Genomic DNA, 14,481 nt, shown 5'->3' on the forward strand with positions numbered 1-14,481 from the left:
GGACGTCAGTAGACGAGCGCCTGGACGTCGTCGGCGAGCGCCTCACTCACGAAGACGGCCGCCCCGGCGATGCGGACCCCGGGAATGACGTCGTCCGGGCCGATCGACCGGCGGGCGGCGCACTGCGTGCACAGGGTCACCCGGCCGGCGGCGAGAATCGCGTCGAGAAGATCGTTCAACGGCGCGGCCTCCGGCAGCGAGAACTCCGCGGCACGCCCCGGGAGCGCGAACCAGGCCGATTCGCCGGTGAGCCACAGGGAGACATCCACTCCGGACGCGACGGCCACCGAGGCTACGGTGAAAGCCTGGGAGCAGCGTTCCGGGGCGTCGGCGCCGGCGGTCACCTTGACGAGCAGCGAACGGGTCACCCGTCCAGTGTGCCGTGCCGGGCCACCGCGGGCCGGCGGCTGGTAGCTGGTGGCTGGTGGCGGACACGCACCGGCCAGATGCGGTACGGGGCAGGCGTTACGGAACGCGTCAGGGCACGGCCTAGGCTGTGGTCCGTGCTGCACTACTTCATGAGCGGCCTGCTGGTGGCCATGGCGATGCTGATCGCCTGGTTCTCCGGCTACGCCGTCTACAAGCTGTACGGAGGCCAGCGCTGAGCGGCCGGGCGAGAGGTGGCAGGACGATGAGGGCGGACGCGACCGGCGACACGGCGGCACGCGGCGACAGAGCGGCACACGGCGACACCGCGAGCGGCGGAGCTACCGGCGGCACGGCCGGGAACATCGCGACGGTCGACCTGCACCCGAGCCTGCTGCCGCTGGCGTTCCTCGTCGGGACCTGGCGCGGCGAAGGCGTCGGCGGCTACGAGGGCATGGAGTCGTTCCACTACGGCCAGGAGATCACCTTCGCGGCGGACGGGCGCCCCGCGCTCGGCTACGTCTCGCACACCTGGTGGGCCGACGAGCCGCGGGACGGCCGCGAGCCCGGCAGCCCGCTGGCCACCGAGACCGGCTTCTGGCGGGTCCAGCCACCGGCCACCGAGCCCGACCCCGACGGGAAGGTGAACGGGAGCCCGGTCGTCGAGGTGATGCTCGCCCACCCCTTCGGCATCGCCGAGATCTACGTCGGGACGGTCACCGGAACCAGGATCGATCTCGACTCGAACGTCCTGATCAGGACGGCCACCGCCCGGGAGGTCACCCGGTCGGTCCGGCTGTACGGCCTGGTCGAGGGCGGTGACCTGGCGTACGCGATCGACATGGAGGCCGGCGGCAAGCCGCTGCAGTCCCACCTCTCCGCCCGCCTGCACCGCTCACCGTCCTGATCCGGCACCGGCCGGGTTACCGGCCGGTCGGGGCTGTCGGCCGGCGGCTGGGGCGTCAGGTGGGGCGGGGGGCGGTGCCGGCGTCGGTGGCCAGCCTGGCGCGCCAGGCGCGTTCGCGCTCGATGGCGCCGGCGAAGCCGAGCGCGATGGCCGGGTCGAAGTTGTCGTCGGCGTAGGAGCCGACGCAGCCGAGGAGGCGGTCGACCTCCTCGGCGGTGACCGCGGTCAGCGGGACCTGGCCGGTCAGGAAGATGTCGCCGACGCGGTCGATCGAGAAGTGCACGCCGTAGGTGCGGGCGTTCCGGCTGAGCAGGAAGCCGTAGGTACCGGCGGCGTTCTCGGCGGGCGCGCGCATGAAGAACGCCTCGACGAGCAGCGTGTGGTCCTGGACCACGAGCCAGGTCATGGTGCGCAGCTTGTGCTCGCCTTCGAGCGTGACCAGGAAGGCGCCGGTGTCGGGGTGCTCGTAGGCCACGCCGAGGTCGTCCAGGGCGGTACTGATCAGCTTGTCGAGCCGTTCGCGTTCCGCGCCGTCGATGGGTGCCGTCATGCGCAGGGACCTCCCCGTTCGTGGTGCCGGTCAAGCCGGGCGGGCGCGGTGACGCCGAGCCCGGCCGAACCCGCCGTCGGCGACGCTAGCCGACTCGGCGACGGAGGGTACGCCCGAGTGACTGGTCCGCCGAGCGGGTCGGCGGTGACCGGCTCGCCGGGGCGGGTCAGACGGCGACGGCCGCTGGTGAGATCGCCGCCTGGTAGCTCGCGAGGACGCCCTTCGCGGTCGCTGTCCAGCCGAAGCTCGCGGCGCGCAGTCGGGCGCCTGTCGACAGGTGCCGGCGCCAGCGTTCCTCGGTGAGGATGCGTTCCAGGGCGTCGGCGTAGTCGGCGGGCTCCCAGCCGTGGACGAGGACTCCGGACGTCCCGTGGGCGACGGCGGTGCGCAGGCCGCCGACGGAGGCGGCCACCACGGGGGTGCCGCAGGCCTGGGCCTCGACCGCGACCAGGCCGAAGCTCTCGCTGTGGCTGGGGACGACGACCGCCGTCGCCGCGCGGTACCAGTGGGCGAGCTGCTCCTGGGGTACCGGCGGCTGGAAACGGACGATGTCGGTGATGCCGAGTTCGGCGGCGAGCTTGACCAGAGAGTCCGGGCGTTCGAGCCCGGAGCCGCTCGGGCCGCCGACGACGACGACCGCCAGCTGTCCGCGGCGGTCGGGGTCGCGGTGGATGAGTTCGGCCGCGGCGGCGAGCAGGACGTCCGGTGCCTTGAGCGGCTGGATGCGTCCGACGAAGAGGAGGAGCTGGGTGTCGGGGTCGAGGCCGACCCGCTCGCGGGCGGCCCGGGGGTCGCCGGGGCGGAAGACGTCGAGGTCGACACCGGGGGCGACCACGTCCACCTTGCCCGGCGCCGCGCCGTAGAGCTGGGTGAGGTGACGGCGCTCGGTGTCGGTCGACGCGATGAGCCGCGTCGCCGCCTTGATGATCTCCTGCTCGCCCTGGACGCGCGGTTCCGGCTCGGGGCGGTCGCCGTCGGCGAGGGAGGCGTTCTTGACCCGCGCCAGGGTGTGGGCCGTGTGCACCAGAGGCACGCCCCACCGGCGGGCGGCCGACAGCCCGACCTGCCCGGACAGCCAGTAGTGCGAGTGGACGACGTCGAACCAGCCCGCTGCGTGGCCGGCCTCGGTGCGCAGGACGTCCGCCGTGAAGGCGCACAGCCAGGCGGGCAGCTCCTCGCGGCCGATGTCCTCGAACGGGCCGGCGGGCACATGCCGGACGATGACCCCGGGGGCGATCTCCAGGGCGGGTGGGAGCCGGCTGCTCACGGCCCGGGTGAAGACCTCCACCTCGGTGCCGAGCACGGCCAGCTGCCGGGCGAGCTCGATGACGTAGACGTTCATCCCGCCCGCGTCGCCGGTGCCGGGCTGCTCCAGGGGCGACGTGTGCATCGACAGCATCGCGACCCGCGAGGCTGGCTTCGGCCGGGCTGGTTCGGGATGTTCCGGCGGCGCGCCTCCGACCAGATGCACCAACCACCTCCACAGGCAGATCTACCCGACGACCGGCGCCAAAGCGGTTCAACACCGGGCGGTGGCCGTCCTATGCCCGCCCGGCACACTCGGTACGAGCTTGTATGTGCCCGGACCAGGTCGTCGCCATCCGACCGACTCCGCGCCACGGCGACACTGTGCCAGTGCGACGCTGCACCACAGTGACGCTGCACCACAGCGACGCTGTGCCAGTGCGACCCGGCATGACGGCGACCGTGTACAACAGCGTGCTTCGTGGTCGAGTTCTCCGATGGGGGGTGTGAGGGGTGTGACAGTCGCGCGGCGGCCGCCGAGGCTGGCGGCGGGGCGGGCGCGGGCGCTCGGACTGCCCACCCGGGGCACGACGGCGCCGAACCGGCTGCGCCGCGTCGACCGGTGGCTGACCTCGGCGGCCTGGTCGGCGTTGCGCGCCGCCGAGGACCCGCTCGTGGTCGACCTCGGGTTCGGGTCGTCGCCGGTCACCACCGTCGAGATGTACGACCGGCTGCGGCCGGTGCGGCCCCACCTGCGGGTGGTCGGGCTCGAGCTGGACCAGGGGCGGGTGGCCGCGGCGGCGCCGGCGGCCCGTCCGCCGGGGCTGGCGTTCGCGCGCGGCGGCTTCGAGCTCGCCGGACTGCGCCCGGTGGTGGTGCGGGCGATGAACGTGCTGCGCCAGTACGACGAGGAGGCGGTCGGCGCGGCGTGGGCGGCGATGGCCGGTCGGCTGCAGGACGGCGGGCTGCTGGTCGAGGGGACCTGCGACGAGATCGGCCGGCGGGCGTGCTGGTTCGCGGTCCCGCCCGGCGGGGTGCCCCGGACGCTGACCCTGTCAGCGCACCTGCCGAGTCTGGCCCGCCCGTCCGACCTGGCGCCGCGGCTGCCGAAGGCGCTGATCGCGCGCAACGTGCCCGGTGAGGACGTCCATGACCTGCTCGCGGCGTTGGATCTGGCCTGGGAGCGGGCGGCTCCGCGTGGTCCGTTCGGGCCACGTCAGCGCTGGATCGGCGCCGTCGAGCTGCTGCGGCGGGACGGCTGGTCGGTGCTGGACGGCCCGCGCCGCTGGCGCCTCGGCGAGCTCACCGTCGCCTGGCCACCCCGCCCGCCGCGGACGTCCTGAGGTGCTTCAGCCGGTCGTGGCGTTCTCGAGGGCTTCGGCGAAGATCCGCAGCATGGCCTGGTCGAACAGGACGAAGCGGGCCTCGGTGACCGAGCTGGGGGTGGTGAGCACGGTGGTCACGGCGATGTCGGCGGCGTCGCGGGCCGGCCAGCCGTAGGCCCCCGCGCTCACCGCGGGCAGCGCGAGGGTCCGGGCCTCGATCTCGTCCGCGACGGCCAGGGAACGCGCGTAGCACGACCGGAGCAGGTGAGACCGGTCCTCGTGGGGGGTGTGGACCGGCCCGACGGTGTGGATGACGTGCTTCGCGGCGAGCCGGCCGGCGGTGGTCGCGACGGCCTCGCCGACGGGTAGCCCGCCGGGCAGGGCACCGGCCCGAAGACGGCGGCAGGCGGCCAGGATGTCGGGTCCGCCGGCGGCGTGGACCGCCCCGTCGACGCCGCCGCCCCCGAGCAGCGACGATTTGGCGGCGTTGACGATCGCGTCCACGGCCTGGGTGGTGATGTCGCCCTGAACTAGCCTCACCGTGACCATGCGGACACAGTACCGAGACCAGAGCGGGCCCCTCGCGGGAATGTCCGTTTGCCAGACGTCAACGGCCTGCGATGCGATGGAGGCGTGGCGGAGTTGGTCGTACTCGGGTTCGACAGCAGGCGCCAGGCCGAGCAGGTCTGGGAGCTGGGTCGGCGGCTGTCCCGGCAGGGGCTGGTCGACCTGGCTGACCGGGCGGTCGCGTGGCGCGAGGACAGCGGTGCGGTGCACGTGCGGCACGGGGCACGGCGGATCAGATCAGCGGCGGTGGGCGGCGCGGCGTGCGGGGCCACCGTCGGTGCCGTCTTCCTGGCCCCGGTCGTGGGCCTGGCGATCGGCGCCGGCGGTGGGGCGCTCGCCGGCCGGCTCCTGATGGCCCAGGCGATGGACACTGGCATGATCCGGCGCATCGCCGGCCATCTGCAGCCCGGCCGTGCGGCGGTGTTCGCGCTGGTCCGCGAGTCCCGGCCGGCGGCGATCGCGGCGCTGCGCGAGCACCATCCGATGGTGATCAAAACCTCGCTGCCCCGGGAGCGGGAGGAGGCCCTGGCCCGCGCCCTGCGCTTTCAGTCGAGCCCGGCCTGAGGCGCCAGGGCTCCGAGCCCGGCTGAGGAGTCAGGCTCCCGATCCGGGCCGTCGAGCGGGCCCGAGGTGTCAGGCCCCCGGGCGGCGGGTGGGAGCGATCTTGTCGAGGACGGCGAGGTCGTCCGCTCGGGGCTGCCACTGGCCGGCCGCGGCGTTCGCCCGGACCTGCGCCGCGCTCGTCGCACCGGCGATCACGGAGGCGACCGCGGGCTGGGCGACGAGGCCGCCGATCGCCACGTCCAGCAGGGAGCGGTCCCGCTCCCTGGCGAAGGTCTCCAGGGTCTCCACCCGATCGAACAGGTCGTCGGTGAGCTCGTCCTGACGGCCCGCCATCCGGGTGCCGGCCGGCGGCGCCTCGTCGCGCAGGTACTTGCCGCTCAGGACGCCGTTCTCCAACGGGAAGTAGGGGATGACCCCGATCCCGTACTTGAGGGCGGCCGGCACCAGCTCGGCCTCGACGTCCCGGACGAGCAGGTTGTAGTGGTTCTGGGCCGAGATGAACCGGGTGGTGCCGGACGCCCGTGCCGTCCACTCGGCGTCGGACACCTGCCAGGCGTCCAGGTTGCACGACCCGACGTAGCGGACCTTGCCCTCCTGGACGAGCTCGCCGAGCGCCTCCAGCGTCTCCTCGATGGGAGTGAAGGCGTCCAGGTTGTGGAGCTGGTACAGGTCGATGTAGTCGGTCTGCAGCCGGCTCAGCGACCCCTCGACCGCCTTGCGGATGTAGCGGCGGGAGGCGCGTGCGTTGAAGTCCTGGCCGTACATGCCGCCCATGTCGTTGCCGACCTTGGTGGCGAGGACGACGTCGTCGCGCCGGCCCCGGAGCACGTGCCCCAGCAGGGTCTCCGAGCCGCCCTTGTTCCCGTAGGTGTCGGCGGTGTCGAAGAAGTTGATCCCGGAGTCGAGGGCGGCCTCGACGACGGCACGCGTACCGGTCAGGTCGACCCTGGACCCGAAGTTGTTGCATCCCAGCCCGACGACGGAGACCATCAGGCCCGAAGATCCAAGGGGGCGATAACGCATGCCCTTAATACAACACGCGCACCACGAACCGTCAGCAATCAGGGTCTGGGGTTCGTGGTGCGCGCAGCTGTGGTGTTGATTTTTTGTTCTGCTGTTTTCAGTTCGGTGTCGCGGCGTCGCTGACGGCGCGGCCCGTGGCGGTGGCCGCCCGGCGGGTGGAGGTGCGCGCGGCCCGCGTCTGGCTGACGGCCGTCTTCGTCTGCTTCACCGCCTCCTCCGTCGCGGGGCTGCGCCGGATGCCGGCGACGCGCTTCTCGCCCCGGCTGGCGAAGGAGTTGTAGAGCTGGGTCGCCCGGCCCTGCAGGTCGGAAATCTGCGACCCGACGGTCACCGGAAGCGCGAGGACGGCCGAGCCGACCTGGACGGGCACCTTGGCCGCCTGGGCCGGGATCTGGCTGACCCGGTCCGAGATGCGCCGGACCTCTGTCCCGTAGGCCGTGGGAAGCGTCCGGAGCTTCTCGACCGCGAGATCGGCGGCGCCGACCGACGCGTACAGGGGCTTGCGAACATCGGAGGTTGCCGCGGGCGTGTCGCTCTTCGTCTTCGTACCGGTGCGGGCGGTAGCCATGTGATCTCCTAGCGATCTCCGCTGGTTGTGATGGTGTTGGGTCAGGTGTTTGACGGCCCCGCGGGCGGGGTCCGGCTCGTGGTGGCCTCGCCGGCACCGTCCTCCGGTGCCACCGGGGCGCTCCTCGTACTGCTGCTACGCGGGCCTCGCCGGCCGTCCCCCGCCTTGCGGGTCGCCGCGCGCCGCGTCGTGGACGTCGGCTCGCCCGCCGTGGCGGCGGTCTTGCGCCGGGTCGTCGCGGGCCTGGTCCGCCCGGCGGGCCCCGGCCCGGCCTCGCCCGGGGCTTTCCCGCCCGGGGTGGTCTCGCCATGCTCGGCGGCAGAGGCCGCGCGGTCCGTGCCCGACGGGGATGCCGCCGAGCGCGGCGCAGGTGCCGCGGAGCCGGGCTCGGTGTCGATGTCGGTCAGAGCGTCGGTCGCGGTGCCGGCCTCGACGTCGGCTTCGGTGTCGCCGGCCTCTGCCGCGGCCGGGCCCCGCGCGCCGGGGGTCAGCCCGGCGAGCGCGTTCTCCCGGCGGAACGCGTCGTAGATGTCGACGATGACCTGCTTCTGGCGTTCGGTCAGCGTCTCGTCGGCGTGGACGGCGGCCAGCAGGTCCTCGCCGCCCTCGCGTTCCTCGAGGATGCCGGCCTGCACGTAGAGGACCTCCGCCGAGATGCGCAGGGCCTTCGCGATCTGCTGCAGGATCTCGGCCGAGGGCCGGCGCAGGCCGCGCTCGATCTGGCTGAGGTAGGGATTGCTCACCCCCGCCTGGCGGGCGAGCTGGCGCAGTGAGATCTGCGCGCCGCGCCGCTGCTCGCGGATGAAGTCGCCGACATCCCGCACATGGATAGCCGCCACCGCCGTCGTCGACCTCCACAGGAACAACCGGTCAAGAGGAGGTCGACGATACGGGCTGATGCTAGCTGTGGCAAGCGGGCAGTTAGCGCAGTTGGGCCATTCGGCGCACCGCGGTCAGCTTCCCTTCTCGGCCTGCGCCAGCCAGGCGCGCTGGGTCGCGAGGGCGTTCTCGGTCTCGGTGATCTCGCGGGCCCGGCCGGCGGCGCGGGCGCGCTCCAGCTTCGCCTCGAGCTTCGCCACCGACTCGCGCAGCTTCGTCAGGAACGGGGACTCGGCGATGTCGCGACGGTCCCAACGGGCGTCGGAGGCATCGCGCAGCTTGTCCCCGATGGCGTTGAGCTGGCGTTCCAGGCTGCCGACCGCCTCGCGGGGCACCCGGCCGATCGCGTCCCAGCGCTCCTGGATCTCGCGGTACCGGCGCAGCGACCGCTCGACGTCGACGGGATCGAGCGCGGCGGCCTCGACGAGCAGCTCCTCCTTGCGGGCCTGGTTGGCGATCTGCTCCGCGTCGCGCTCGGCGTTCACGGCGTTGCGCCGGCTGAAGAAGCCGTCCTGCGCGGCCCGGAACCGGGCCCACAGCTCGTCGTCGACGTCCTTGGCGGCCCGGCCGGCCGCCTTCCACTCGACCATCAGCGCGCGGTACCGCGCGGTCGTCGGGCCCCAGTCCGTCGAGTCCGACAGCGCGACGGCCTCGGCGATGATCGCCTCCTTGCGCTCGCGTGAGCGCGTGCGCTGGGTGTCGAGCGCGGCGAAGTGCGAGGTGCGGCGGCGGGTGAACTCGTCGCGGGCCGCGGCGATCCGCCGCCACAGCGCCGAGTCGGTCCGCTTGTCGACACCGGTGATCGCGCGGAAATCGTCGCCGATGGTCCGGAAACGCTCGCTCGTCACCTTCCACTCGGAGCTGCGGGCGAGCTGCTCGGCCTCGGTGACCAGCTCCTCCTTGGCGGTGACCGCGGCGGCGACCCGGCGGGCCCGCTCGGCGGCGAGCTCCGTGCGGCGGGTGTCCGTGGCCGCCAGGACGGCGTCGAGCCGCGCGGCCAGGGCGTCGACGTCGCCGACGACCGAGGCCTGGGCCAGCCCCTCCCGCAGCCGGCGGGCGCTGCCGGCGATGCCGCCGGGGTCGACGCCGCTCACCGTCAGCCGCCGCTCCAGCAACACCACCTCGGCGAGGAGGTCGTCGTAGCGGCGGCGGAAGTGGGCCAGGCCCTCCTCAGGGCTGCCCGCGCGCCACGAGCCGACCGCGCGCTCGCCGTCGGCGGTGCGCAGGTACACGGTGCCGTCGGCATCCACCCGGCCCCAGTCGTCGCCGAGTTCGTCCCGCCCGCCGGAAGGTCCGTCCCCGTCATGGTGGTGGGCGGGCCCACCAGGTCCGGTGCCGTGGCGTCCGCTGTCATCGCGGTCGCCGTCGCTGCGGTCACTCATCGCGTTCCCGAAGATCGACATCAAGATGCCTGTCATTGTTGCAGGCATCCGGCCGGAAGGGGACCGCTGGCGGCTATCGAATGAAGAAGGAGGTTCGCCGAACCTGCCCGCAACCGGTGTCGCCCCCGGGCGTGTCGGTGCGCGTCGGCCGCCGGGACGCCGCCGGGACGCCGCCGGGGATGTCACCGGGATACGACCAGGATGTCGCTGTCGCGGGTGCCTGGCGGTGTGGCCGCGCGGCGCGAGCGTCGTCACCATGGCGCGGCTCTGTTCGGTGTGTCATCAGGCGCTGGCCGTAAAAGACGTCGGGCGTTCATCTTTTCCCGCCCCCCGGTGTGTGCGGACCGGTCGCCGTCGGGCCAAGATGCGTAACCGTGGCGCAGGGGACCAGAGCCGGGCGGGACGGCTGGCGGGCGGCCGCGCTGTTGACGCCCGCCTTTGTCGGGCTGTGTGTGTTCGTCATCGGCCCGGCGATCGTGTCGGCCTTCGTCGCCGGCACCGACAAGAACCTCACCGGCCCGGACTTCCACTGGGTGGGGACGGCGAACCTGCGCGAGGCGCTGGCGGACCCCGATCTCGGCCAGGCCGTCCGCAACACGCTGGTCTACTGCCTGTTGACGGTCATTCCGTCCGTTCTGTTCGGCCTGTTGCTGGCGCTCGCGGCCGAACGGGTGACCCGCGGCCGGGCGGCCGTCCGATTCGCGTTGTTCCTGCCGGCGAGTGCGAACATCGTGGCGATGGCTGTGGTCTTCCAGTACATCTTCGACAGCAGCCCCGACGGGCTGGCCAACACTCTCGTCGGATTCGTCGGCATCGATCCGGTGAACTGGCTCGGTGACCGCGCCACCGCTCTCCCGGTCGTCGCGCTGGTCGGTGGCTGGCGGCTGACCAGTTTCGTCTTCGTGGTCTATCTGGCCGGCCTGACCGCGATTCCGCGCTCGGTGTACGAGGCGGCCGACGTGGACGGCGTCCGCGGGCTCGCCCGGCTGCGCCACGTCACGCTGCCGCTGCTGGCCCCGACGACGGTGTTCCTGGGGGTGTTCGTCACCGTCCTGACGTTGCAGACGTTCGAGACGGTCGCGGTGCTCACCGAGGGCGGGCCCCTGGACTCCAGCACGACGATCATCTACTACATCTACAAGGTCGGTTTCACGGGTTCGTTCCGGATCGGCTACGCATCCATGATCGCCCTGTTGCTGCTGGTCGCGGTGGTGCTCGTCGGCGCGGCGGGAGCGCTGCTGGGCCGGCGCGTCCGGATGGCCAGGCAGCTCGACGGCATGGGCGCCGAGGATCCCGTCGCCGAAGGAGGCCGGTCATGACCAGCGAGGCGGCGAGCCCGCGGCACCGCGCCGGTGCCGGCCGGGCGCCCGGTTCGAAGCGTTCGGCAGGCGCCGGGCGGCGCGCCGTGCCGTTCTGGTCGTCGCTGTCGGCGGCGGGCCGGTTCGGGTTCCTCGCGGTCGGTATCACCGCCGCGCTCCTCCCGTTCGTCTGGATGCTGCGCACCGCGGTCGGCCCGCCGCAGAACGCCCTGCGGCTCTCGGCGAACCCGATCCCGTCCTCGGTGGGCTTCGGGGCGTTCGAGAACGCCTGGCAGGCGGGTGATCTAGGCCCCGCGCTGCTGACCGGGATCGGCGTGAGCCTCGCCGTCCTGGCGCTGCAACTGCTCACCGGGATCCCGGCGGCGTACGCGTTCGCCTGGGTGCCCTTCCGGGGGCGCGGGCTGCTGTTCGGCGTCGTGCTGGCCACCCTGCTCGTCCCGCCGCAGGTGACCGCCGTGCCGAACTACGTCACGATCTCGGCGCTCGGGTTCGCCGACACCCGGGTGGGCCTGGTGCTGCCGTTCATGACGCAGGCCGCCGCGATCTTCCTGCTCCGCCAGTACATGTCGACGATCCCGGTGTCGGTGCTCGAGGCCGCGCGGATGGACGGCCTGGGGACGCTGCGCACCCTGCGCACCGTCGTCGTCCCGCTGAGCATGCCCGCGATCGCCACGGTCAGCGTCTTCAGCTTCCTGCTCTCGTTCAACGAGTACCTGTGGCCGCTGCTCGTCGCCCGCTCGCCCGACATCGCGACACCCCCGCTCGCGCTCGCCGGGCTCGCCACCAGAACTTCCGCGTTCCCCGACTTCACCCAGCTCGCCGCGGGCTCGCTGATCATCAGCCTGCCCACCCTCGTCGTGTTCGTTGTCGCCCAGCGCCGGTTGACGGCCGGCATCACCGGAACCGGGCTCGCGGCGTGACCGCCGAACGGGCGAGCCTCCCGAGAGGAAGATCCGTGATCCGATTCCGACGCGCGGTGCCGCTCGCCGTGGTGGCGGCGCTGTTCCCGCTGGCGGCCTGTGGCGGAGGCGGCTCGACGCCGGCCAGCCCGGGGGAGGGCCTGCGCCCGACCGCGCGCACCGCGGCCGCCGGCGTGGACGACGTCGAGGGCGCGAAGGCGTCCCCGCAGTGCGCCGCCCAGGTGAAGACGCTGCGGATGTACGCCGTGGGGAACCTGAACGACGTGGCGAAGTCCGGCAAGGCGTACATGGAGAAGACGCATCCCGGCCTCACGGTCGAGATCGTCGCCACCGCGCCCAACTATGTGGCGCTGGTGCAGCAGCTCAGCGCGGACCGCTCAGCCCACCAGCAGGTCGACGTCGCGGTCGCCGGCTTCGACGTGCTGCCGGTCTTCGCCGACCAGCTCGGCGCGCAGGAACTCTCCCCGCGGCTGCTGCGGGCCTCCTACGACCAGCGGATGGTCCCGCTCGGCCAGGTCGGCGGCCGCCAGGTCGGCATCCCCCAGCAGGTCTCGACGCTGACGCTGGCCTACAACCTCGACATCCTCGAGAAGGCCGGGGTCGACCCGAAGACGCTGACCACCACGGACGGTGTGATCGCCGCGGCCGACAAGATCAAGGCATCCGGGCAGGACGTCCAGCCGATCGACATCCCGACCGGTCAGCAGTTCGGGCAGTGGGTGCTGAACACCCTCGCCAGCTCGAAGGGCGCGCCGATCCAGGACGAGGCGGGCCGGCCGCGGCTGAACAGCCCGCAGGCGCTCGAGGCCGCCCGGTTCCTGGCGAAGGTCGGGACGTACGGGCCGCAGTCCGACGACCCGACCAACCAGGGCCTGCTGCGGTTCGGCATCCGCAAGCAGACCGCGATGACGATGGTGACGGTCGCGGCCCTCGCGGGCGGCCTGAAGTTCATCCAGGACCAGGGGGCGCAGGGCTTCCGGGCCGGCGCGGTGCCGTTCCCGACGCTGCCGGGCGGAAAGCAGGCGCCGGTCGCGGGCGGCAACGCGCTGACCGTGCTGTCCACCGACCAGTGCCAGAAGGAGATGGCTACCGAGCTGGTCGTGTCGCTGCTGGCCCCCGACGTCGTGGCGGCGAGCACCGAGTCGCTGAGCTACCTGCCCGTGGACACCGAGGCGCTGACCCGGCTGGAGCCGTTCTACCGCCAGTACCCGCAGCTGCTGCCGTTCAACGACCTCATCCCGTCGCTGGTCGGGCCTCCGTCGTGGGGCGGCGCGCGCGGCGGCGAGCTCCCGACAGCCCTGTCCGACCAGGTCGTGCGCATCATGACCGGGGCGGACGTCGACAAGACCCTCGCCGCGGCGCAGGCCGAGGCCGAGACCCTGACCCGGTGACGGCGAACCCGGTGCCGGCGAGCCCGGTCACCGCGACCTCGGGGGCCCGGATCGAGGCGGTGGGCATCGGCCGGGACTTCGGCTCCGTGCACGCCCTCGCCGGGGTCGACCTGGCGATCGAGGCCGGTGAGATCGTCGCCCTGCTCGGCCCGTCCGGGTCGGGCAAGTCGACGCTGCTGCGCATCCTCGCCGGGCTGGACGCGCCGACCTCGGGTGACCTGCGTTTCGACGGCGACAGCCAGCTCGGCGTCCCGCCGCACCGGCGTGACGTCTCGATGGTCTTCCAGCACTTCGCCCTCTACCCGCACCTGTCCGCGACGGACAATCTCGTGCTGGCCCTGCGCTACGGGCGCGGGATGTCCAAGGCGGCGGCCCGGGAGCGCGCCGCCGAGACGCTGCGGATGCTCGGCATCGCCGACCTCGCCCGGCGGCGCCCCGCCCAGATGTCGGGCGGGCAGCGCCAGCGGGTGGCGATCGGGCGCGCGCTGGCCACCCGGGCCCGCGTCGTCCTGCTGGACGAGCCGATGTCCGGGCTGGACGCGAAGCTGCGGGTGGAGCTGCGGGTGGAGATCGTCGGCCTGCTGCGCCAACTGGGCACCACCGCCGTGTTCGTCACCCACGACCAGGCCGAGGCGATGGCGGTGGGCGACCGGGTGGCGGTGATGAACCGGGGCGCCGTCGAGCAGATCGGCACCCCGGACGAGATCTACGACCTGCCGGCCACCCGGTTCGTCGCGACGTTCGTCGGCAGCCCGCCGATGAATGTCTTCGAGGGGACCTGGGCGGACGGCATCCTGCGCGGACCGGGCTTCTCCGCGCCGGCACCCGCCGCCGCGGTCGCCGTCGGGGTGCGGCCCGAGCACCTGAGGCTCGGCGACTCCGCCGCGGCCGCGTCCGGCACCCGCTCGCCGTCCGGCGGCGGGATCGGCGCCCGCGCCGGTGTCGGTGTCGGCACGGCCGCCGGGACGGGCGTGGGTGACGGGTTCCGGGTGAAGGGGCACGTCGTTGTCGCCGAGCGGCTCGGTGCGGAGCGCACCGTCTATGTGCGATCGGCGGCCGGAACGCTCGGGGTGCGGGTGGCGGCCCAGGTGCGGGTCGCGCCCGACGAGCCGGTCACGGTGACCGCGCCGGCCTCGGCACTGCTCTGTTTCGGCCCGGACGGCCGGTCGCTGCCGATCCCCCCGGCGCGCCAGCCGTCCTGACCACCACCGCTGACCTGCACCTCAGGACCTCCGGAGTGTTCCTCCGGAGGTCCTTTGTCGTTTCGTGGGTGTCCTGAGGCCCCCAAGTCCGGACCATGGAGAGTTCGGACCTTAGACCCTGGCCGGCGCCTGTCGGATGGCTGATGCTCATTCTGGGGCAAAGGCGGCTGTGCTCCGACCTGTGTCTAAGGCGGATCATCCCCGTGGCCCCGGCCGGCAGCCCTCGCGCGTGTGCCGGCGGCGGGGCCGCCTCGGCCGGCCTCGGGCGCGAGT

Annotated in this window: 15 protein-coding genes; 7 read left to right on the forward strand and 8 right to left on the reverse strand. The window is 73.1% G+C overall.

Annotation, left to right across the window (positions count from 1 at the left end):
- Positions 1 to 5: 5 nt before the first annotated feature.
- Positions 6 to 368 (reverse strand): DsrE family protein, encoded by a 363-nt coding sequence (locus AC559T_RS13040; protein WP_041254942.1) that lies wholly within the window; start codon positions 366 to 368, stop codon positions 6 to 8.
- 263 nt (positions 369 to 631) lie between these two features.
- Between AC559T_RS13040 and AC559T_RS13045 the strand changes: the two genes are divergently transcribed.
- Entirely contained in the window at positions 632 to 1,273 is a 642-nt protein-coding gene (locus tag AC559T_RS13045) for a nitrobindin family protein (protein ID WP_498868874.1), read from the forward strand.
- A gap of 55 nt (positions 1,274 to 1,328) precedes the next feature.
- Here AC559T_RS13045 and AC559T_RS13050 read toward each other — a convergent pair whose 3' ends face one another.
- Positions 1,329 to 1,823: a type III secretion system chaperone family protein gene (locus tag AC559T_RS13050; RefSeq protein WP_498868875.1), complete on the reverse strand. Its 495-nt coding sequence runs from the start codon at positions 1,821 to 1,823 to the stop codon at positions 1,329 to 1,331.
- A gap of 166 nt (positions 1,824 to 1,989) precedes the next feature.
- Positions 1,990 to 3,294, reverse strand: coding sequence for a D-inositol-3-phosphate glycosyltransferase (gene mshA, locus AC559T_RS13055; protein ID WP_071066503.1), 1,305 nt, complete (start codon positions 3,292 to 3,294; stop codon positions 1,990 to 1,992).
- Positions 3,295 to 3,565: 271 nt separating this feature from the next.
- Between mshA and AC559T_RS13060 the strand changes: the two genes are divergently transcribed.
- On the forward strand, positions 3,566 to 4,411 hold the full coding sequence (locus AC559T_RS13060; RefSeq protein WP_498868876.1) for a class I SAM-dependent methyltransferase: 846 nt from the start codon (positions 3,566 to 3,568) through the stop codon (positions 4,409 to 4,411).
- Positions 4,412 to 4,417: 6 nt separating this feature from the next.
- Here AC559T_RS13060 and AC559T_RS13065 read toward each other — a convergent pair whose 3' ends face one another.
- Positions 4,418 to 4,942, reverse strand: a complete 525-nt coding sequence (locus AC559T_RS13065; RefSeq protein WP_498868877.1) for an O-acetyl-ADP-ribose deacetylase — start codon at positions 4,940 to 4,942, stop codon at positions 4,418 to 4,420.
- Positions 4,943 to 5,026: 84 nt separating this feature from the next.
- Here AC559T_RS13065 and AC559T_RS13070 point away from each other — a divergent pair, with 84 nt between their 5' ends.
- The gene (locus AC559T_RS13070) at positions 5,027 to 5,524 is read left to right on the forward strand and encodes a DUF1269 domain-containing protein (protein ID WP_165938533.1); all 498 of its coding nucleotides are present in this window, start codon (positions 5,027 to 5,029) and stop codon (positions 5,522 to 5,524) included.
- Positions 5,525 to 5,593: 69 nt separating this feature from the next.
- On the opposite strand, the gene AC559T_RS13075 is transcribed toward AC559T_RS13070, so the two are convergent.
- The 4 genes from AC559T_RS13075 to AC559T_RS13090 form a co-directional block, all read right to left on the reverse strand.
- On the reverse strand, positions 5,594 to 6,514 hold the full coding sequence (locus AC559T_RS13075; RefSeq protein WP_498868878.1) for an aldo/keto reductase: 921 nt from the start codon (positions 6,512 to 6,514) through the stop codon (positions 5,594 to 5,596).
- A 130-nt stretch (positions 6,515 to 6,644) separates the two neighbouring features.
- Positions 6,645 to 7,115 (reverse strand): hypothetical protein, encoded by a 471-nt coding sequence (locus tag AC559T_RS13080; RefSeq protein WP_112106937.1) that lies wholly within the window; start codon positions 7,113 to 7,115, stop codon positions 6,645 to 6,647.
- Between the two features lie 41 nt (positions 7,116 to 7,156).
- On the reverse strand, positions 7,157 to 7,954 hold the full coding sequence (locus AC559T_RS13085; protein ID WP_368952246.1) for a helix-turn-helix domain-containing protein: 798 nt from the start codon (positions 7,952 to 7,954) through the stop codon (positions 7,157 to 7,159).
- Between the two features lie 114 nt (positions 7,955 to 8,068).
- Positions 8,069 to 9,412, reverse strand: coding sequence for a DUF349 domain-containing protein (locus tag AC559T_RS13090; protein WP_235014142.1), 1,344 nt, complete (start codon positions 9,410 to 9,412; stop codon positions 8,069 to 8,071).
- A gap of 338 nt (positions 9,413 to 9,750) precedes the next feature.
- On the opposite strand from AC559T_RS13090, the gene AC559T_RS13095 reads away from it, so the two are divergent.
- Genes AC559T_RS13095 through AC559T_RS13110 form a run of 4 tightly spaced genes read left to right on the forward strand, consistent with a single transcriptional unit; the run spans position 9,751 to position 14,208 of the window.
- Positions 9,751 to 10,695, forward strand: coding sequence for a carbohydrate ABC transporter permease (locus AC559T_RS13095; protein WP_131625077.1), 945 nt, complete (start codon positions 9,751 to 9,753; stop codon positions 10,693 to 10,695).
- Positions 10,692 to 11,615, forward strand: a complete 924-nt coding sequence (locus AC559T_RS13100; protein WP_071066494.1) for a carbohydrate ABC transporter permease — start codon at positions 10,692 to 10,694, stop codon at positions 11,613 to 11,615. Before AC559T_RS13095 ends, AC559T_RS13100 begins: the two co-directional genes overlap by 4 nt.
- A 35-nt stretch (positions 11,616 to 11,650) precedes the next feature.
- Positions 11,651 to 13,006, forward strand: coding sequence for an extracellular solute-binding protein (locus AC559T_RS13105; protein WP_498868879.1), 1,356 nt, complete (start codon positions 11,651 to 11,653; stop codon positions 13,004 to 13,006).
- An 11-nt stretch (positions 13,007 to 13,017) separates the two neighbouring features.
- A complete protein-coding gene (locus AC559T_RS13110; protein ID WP_112106947.1) occupies positions 13,018 to 14,208 on the forward strand; it encodes an ABC transporter ATP-binding protein in 1,191 nt (396 codons plus the stop codon).
- Positions 14,209 to 14,481: the final 273 nt, after the last annotated feature.

The sequence above is a fragment of the Frankia sp. Hr75.2 genome, assembly GCF_949319125.1.
GTDB lineage: Bacteria > Actinomycetota > Actinomycetes > Frankiales > Frankiaceae > Parafrankia > Parafrankia soli.

Excerpts from the sequence above, each read along its gene's own strand:
- AC559T_RS13080 (WP_112106937.1), bottom strand. The coding sequence starts at position 7,115 with ATGGCTACCGCCCGCACCGGTACGAAGACGAAGAGCGACACGCCCGCG.
- AC559T_RS13075 (WP_498868878.1), bottom strand. The coding sequence starts at position 6,514 with ATGGTCTCCGTCGTCGGGCTGGGATGCAACAACTTCGGGTCCAGGGTC.
- AC559T_RS13090 (WP_235014142.1), bottom strand. The coding sequence starts at position 9,412 with ATGACAGGCATCTTGATGTCGATCTTCGGGAACGCGATGAGTGACCGC.
- AC559T_RS13100 (WP_071066494.1), top strand. The coding sequence starts at position 10,692 with ATGACCAGCGAGGCGGCGAGCCCGCGGCACCGCGCCGGTGCCGGCCGG.
- AC559T_RS13065 (WP_498868877.1), bottom strand. The coding sequence starts at position 4,942 with ATGGTCACGGTGAGGCTAGTTCAGGGCGACATCACCACCCAGGCCGTG.
- AC559T_RS13060 (WP_498868876.1), top strand. The coding sequence starts at position 3,566 with ATGGGGGGTGTGAGGGGTGTGACAGTCGCGCGGCGGCCGCCGAGGCTG.
- AC559T_RS13050 (WP_498868875.1), bottom strand. The coding sequence starts at position 1,823 with ATGACGGCACCCATCGACGGCGCGGAACGCGAACGGCTCGACAAGCTG.
- AC559T_RS13045 (WP_498868874.1), top strand. The coding sequence starts at position 632 with ATGAGGGCGGACGCGACCGGCGACACGGCGGCACGCGGCGACAGAGCG.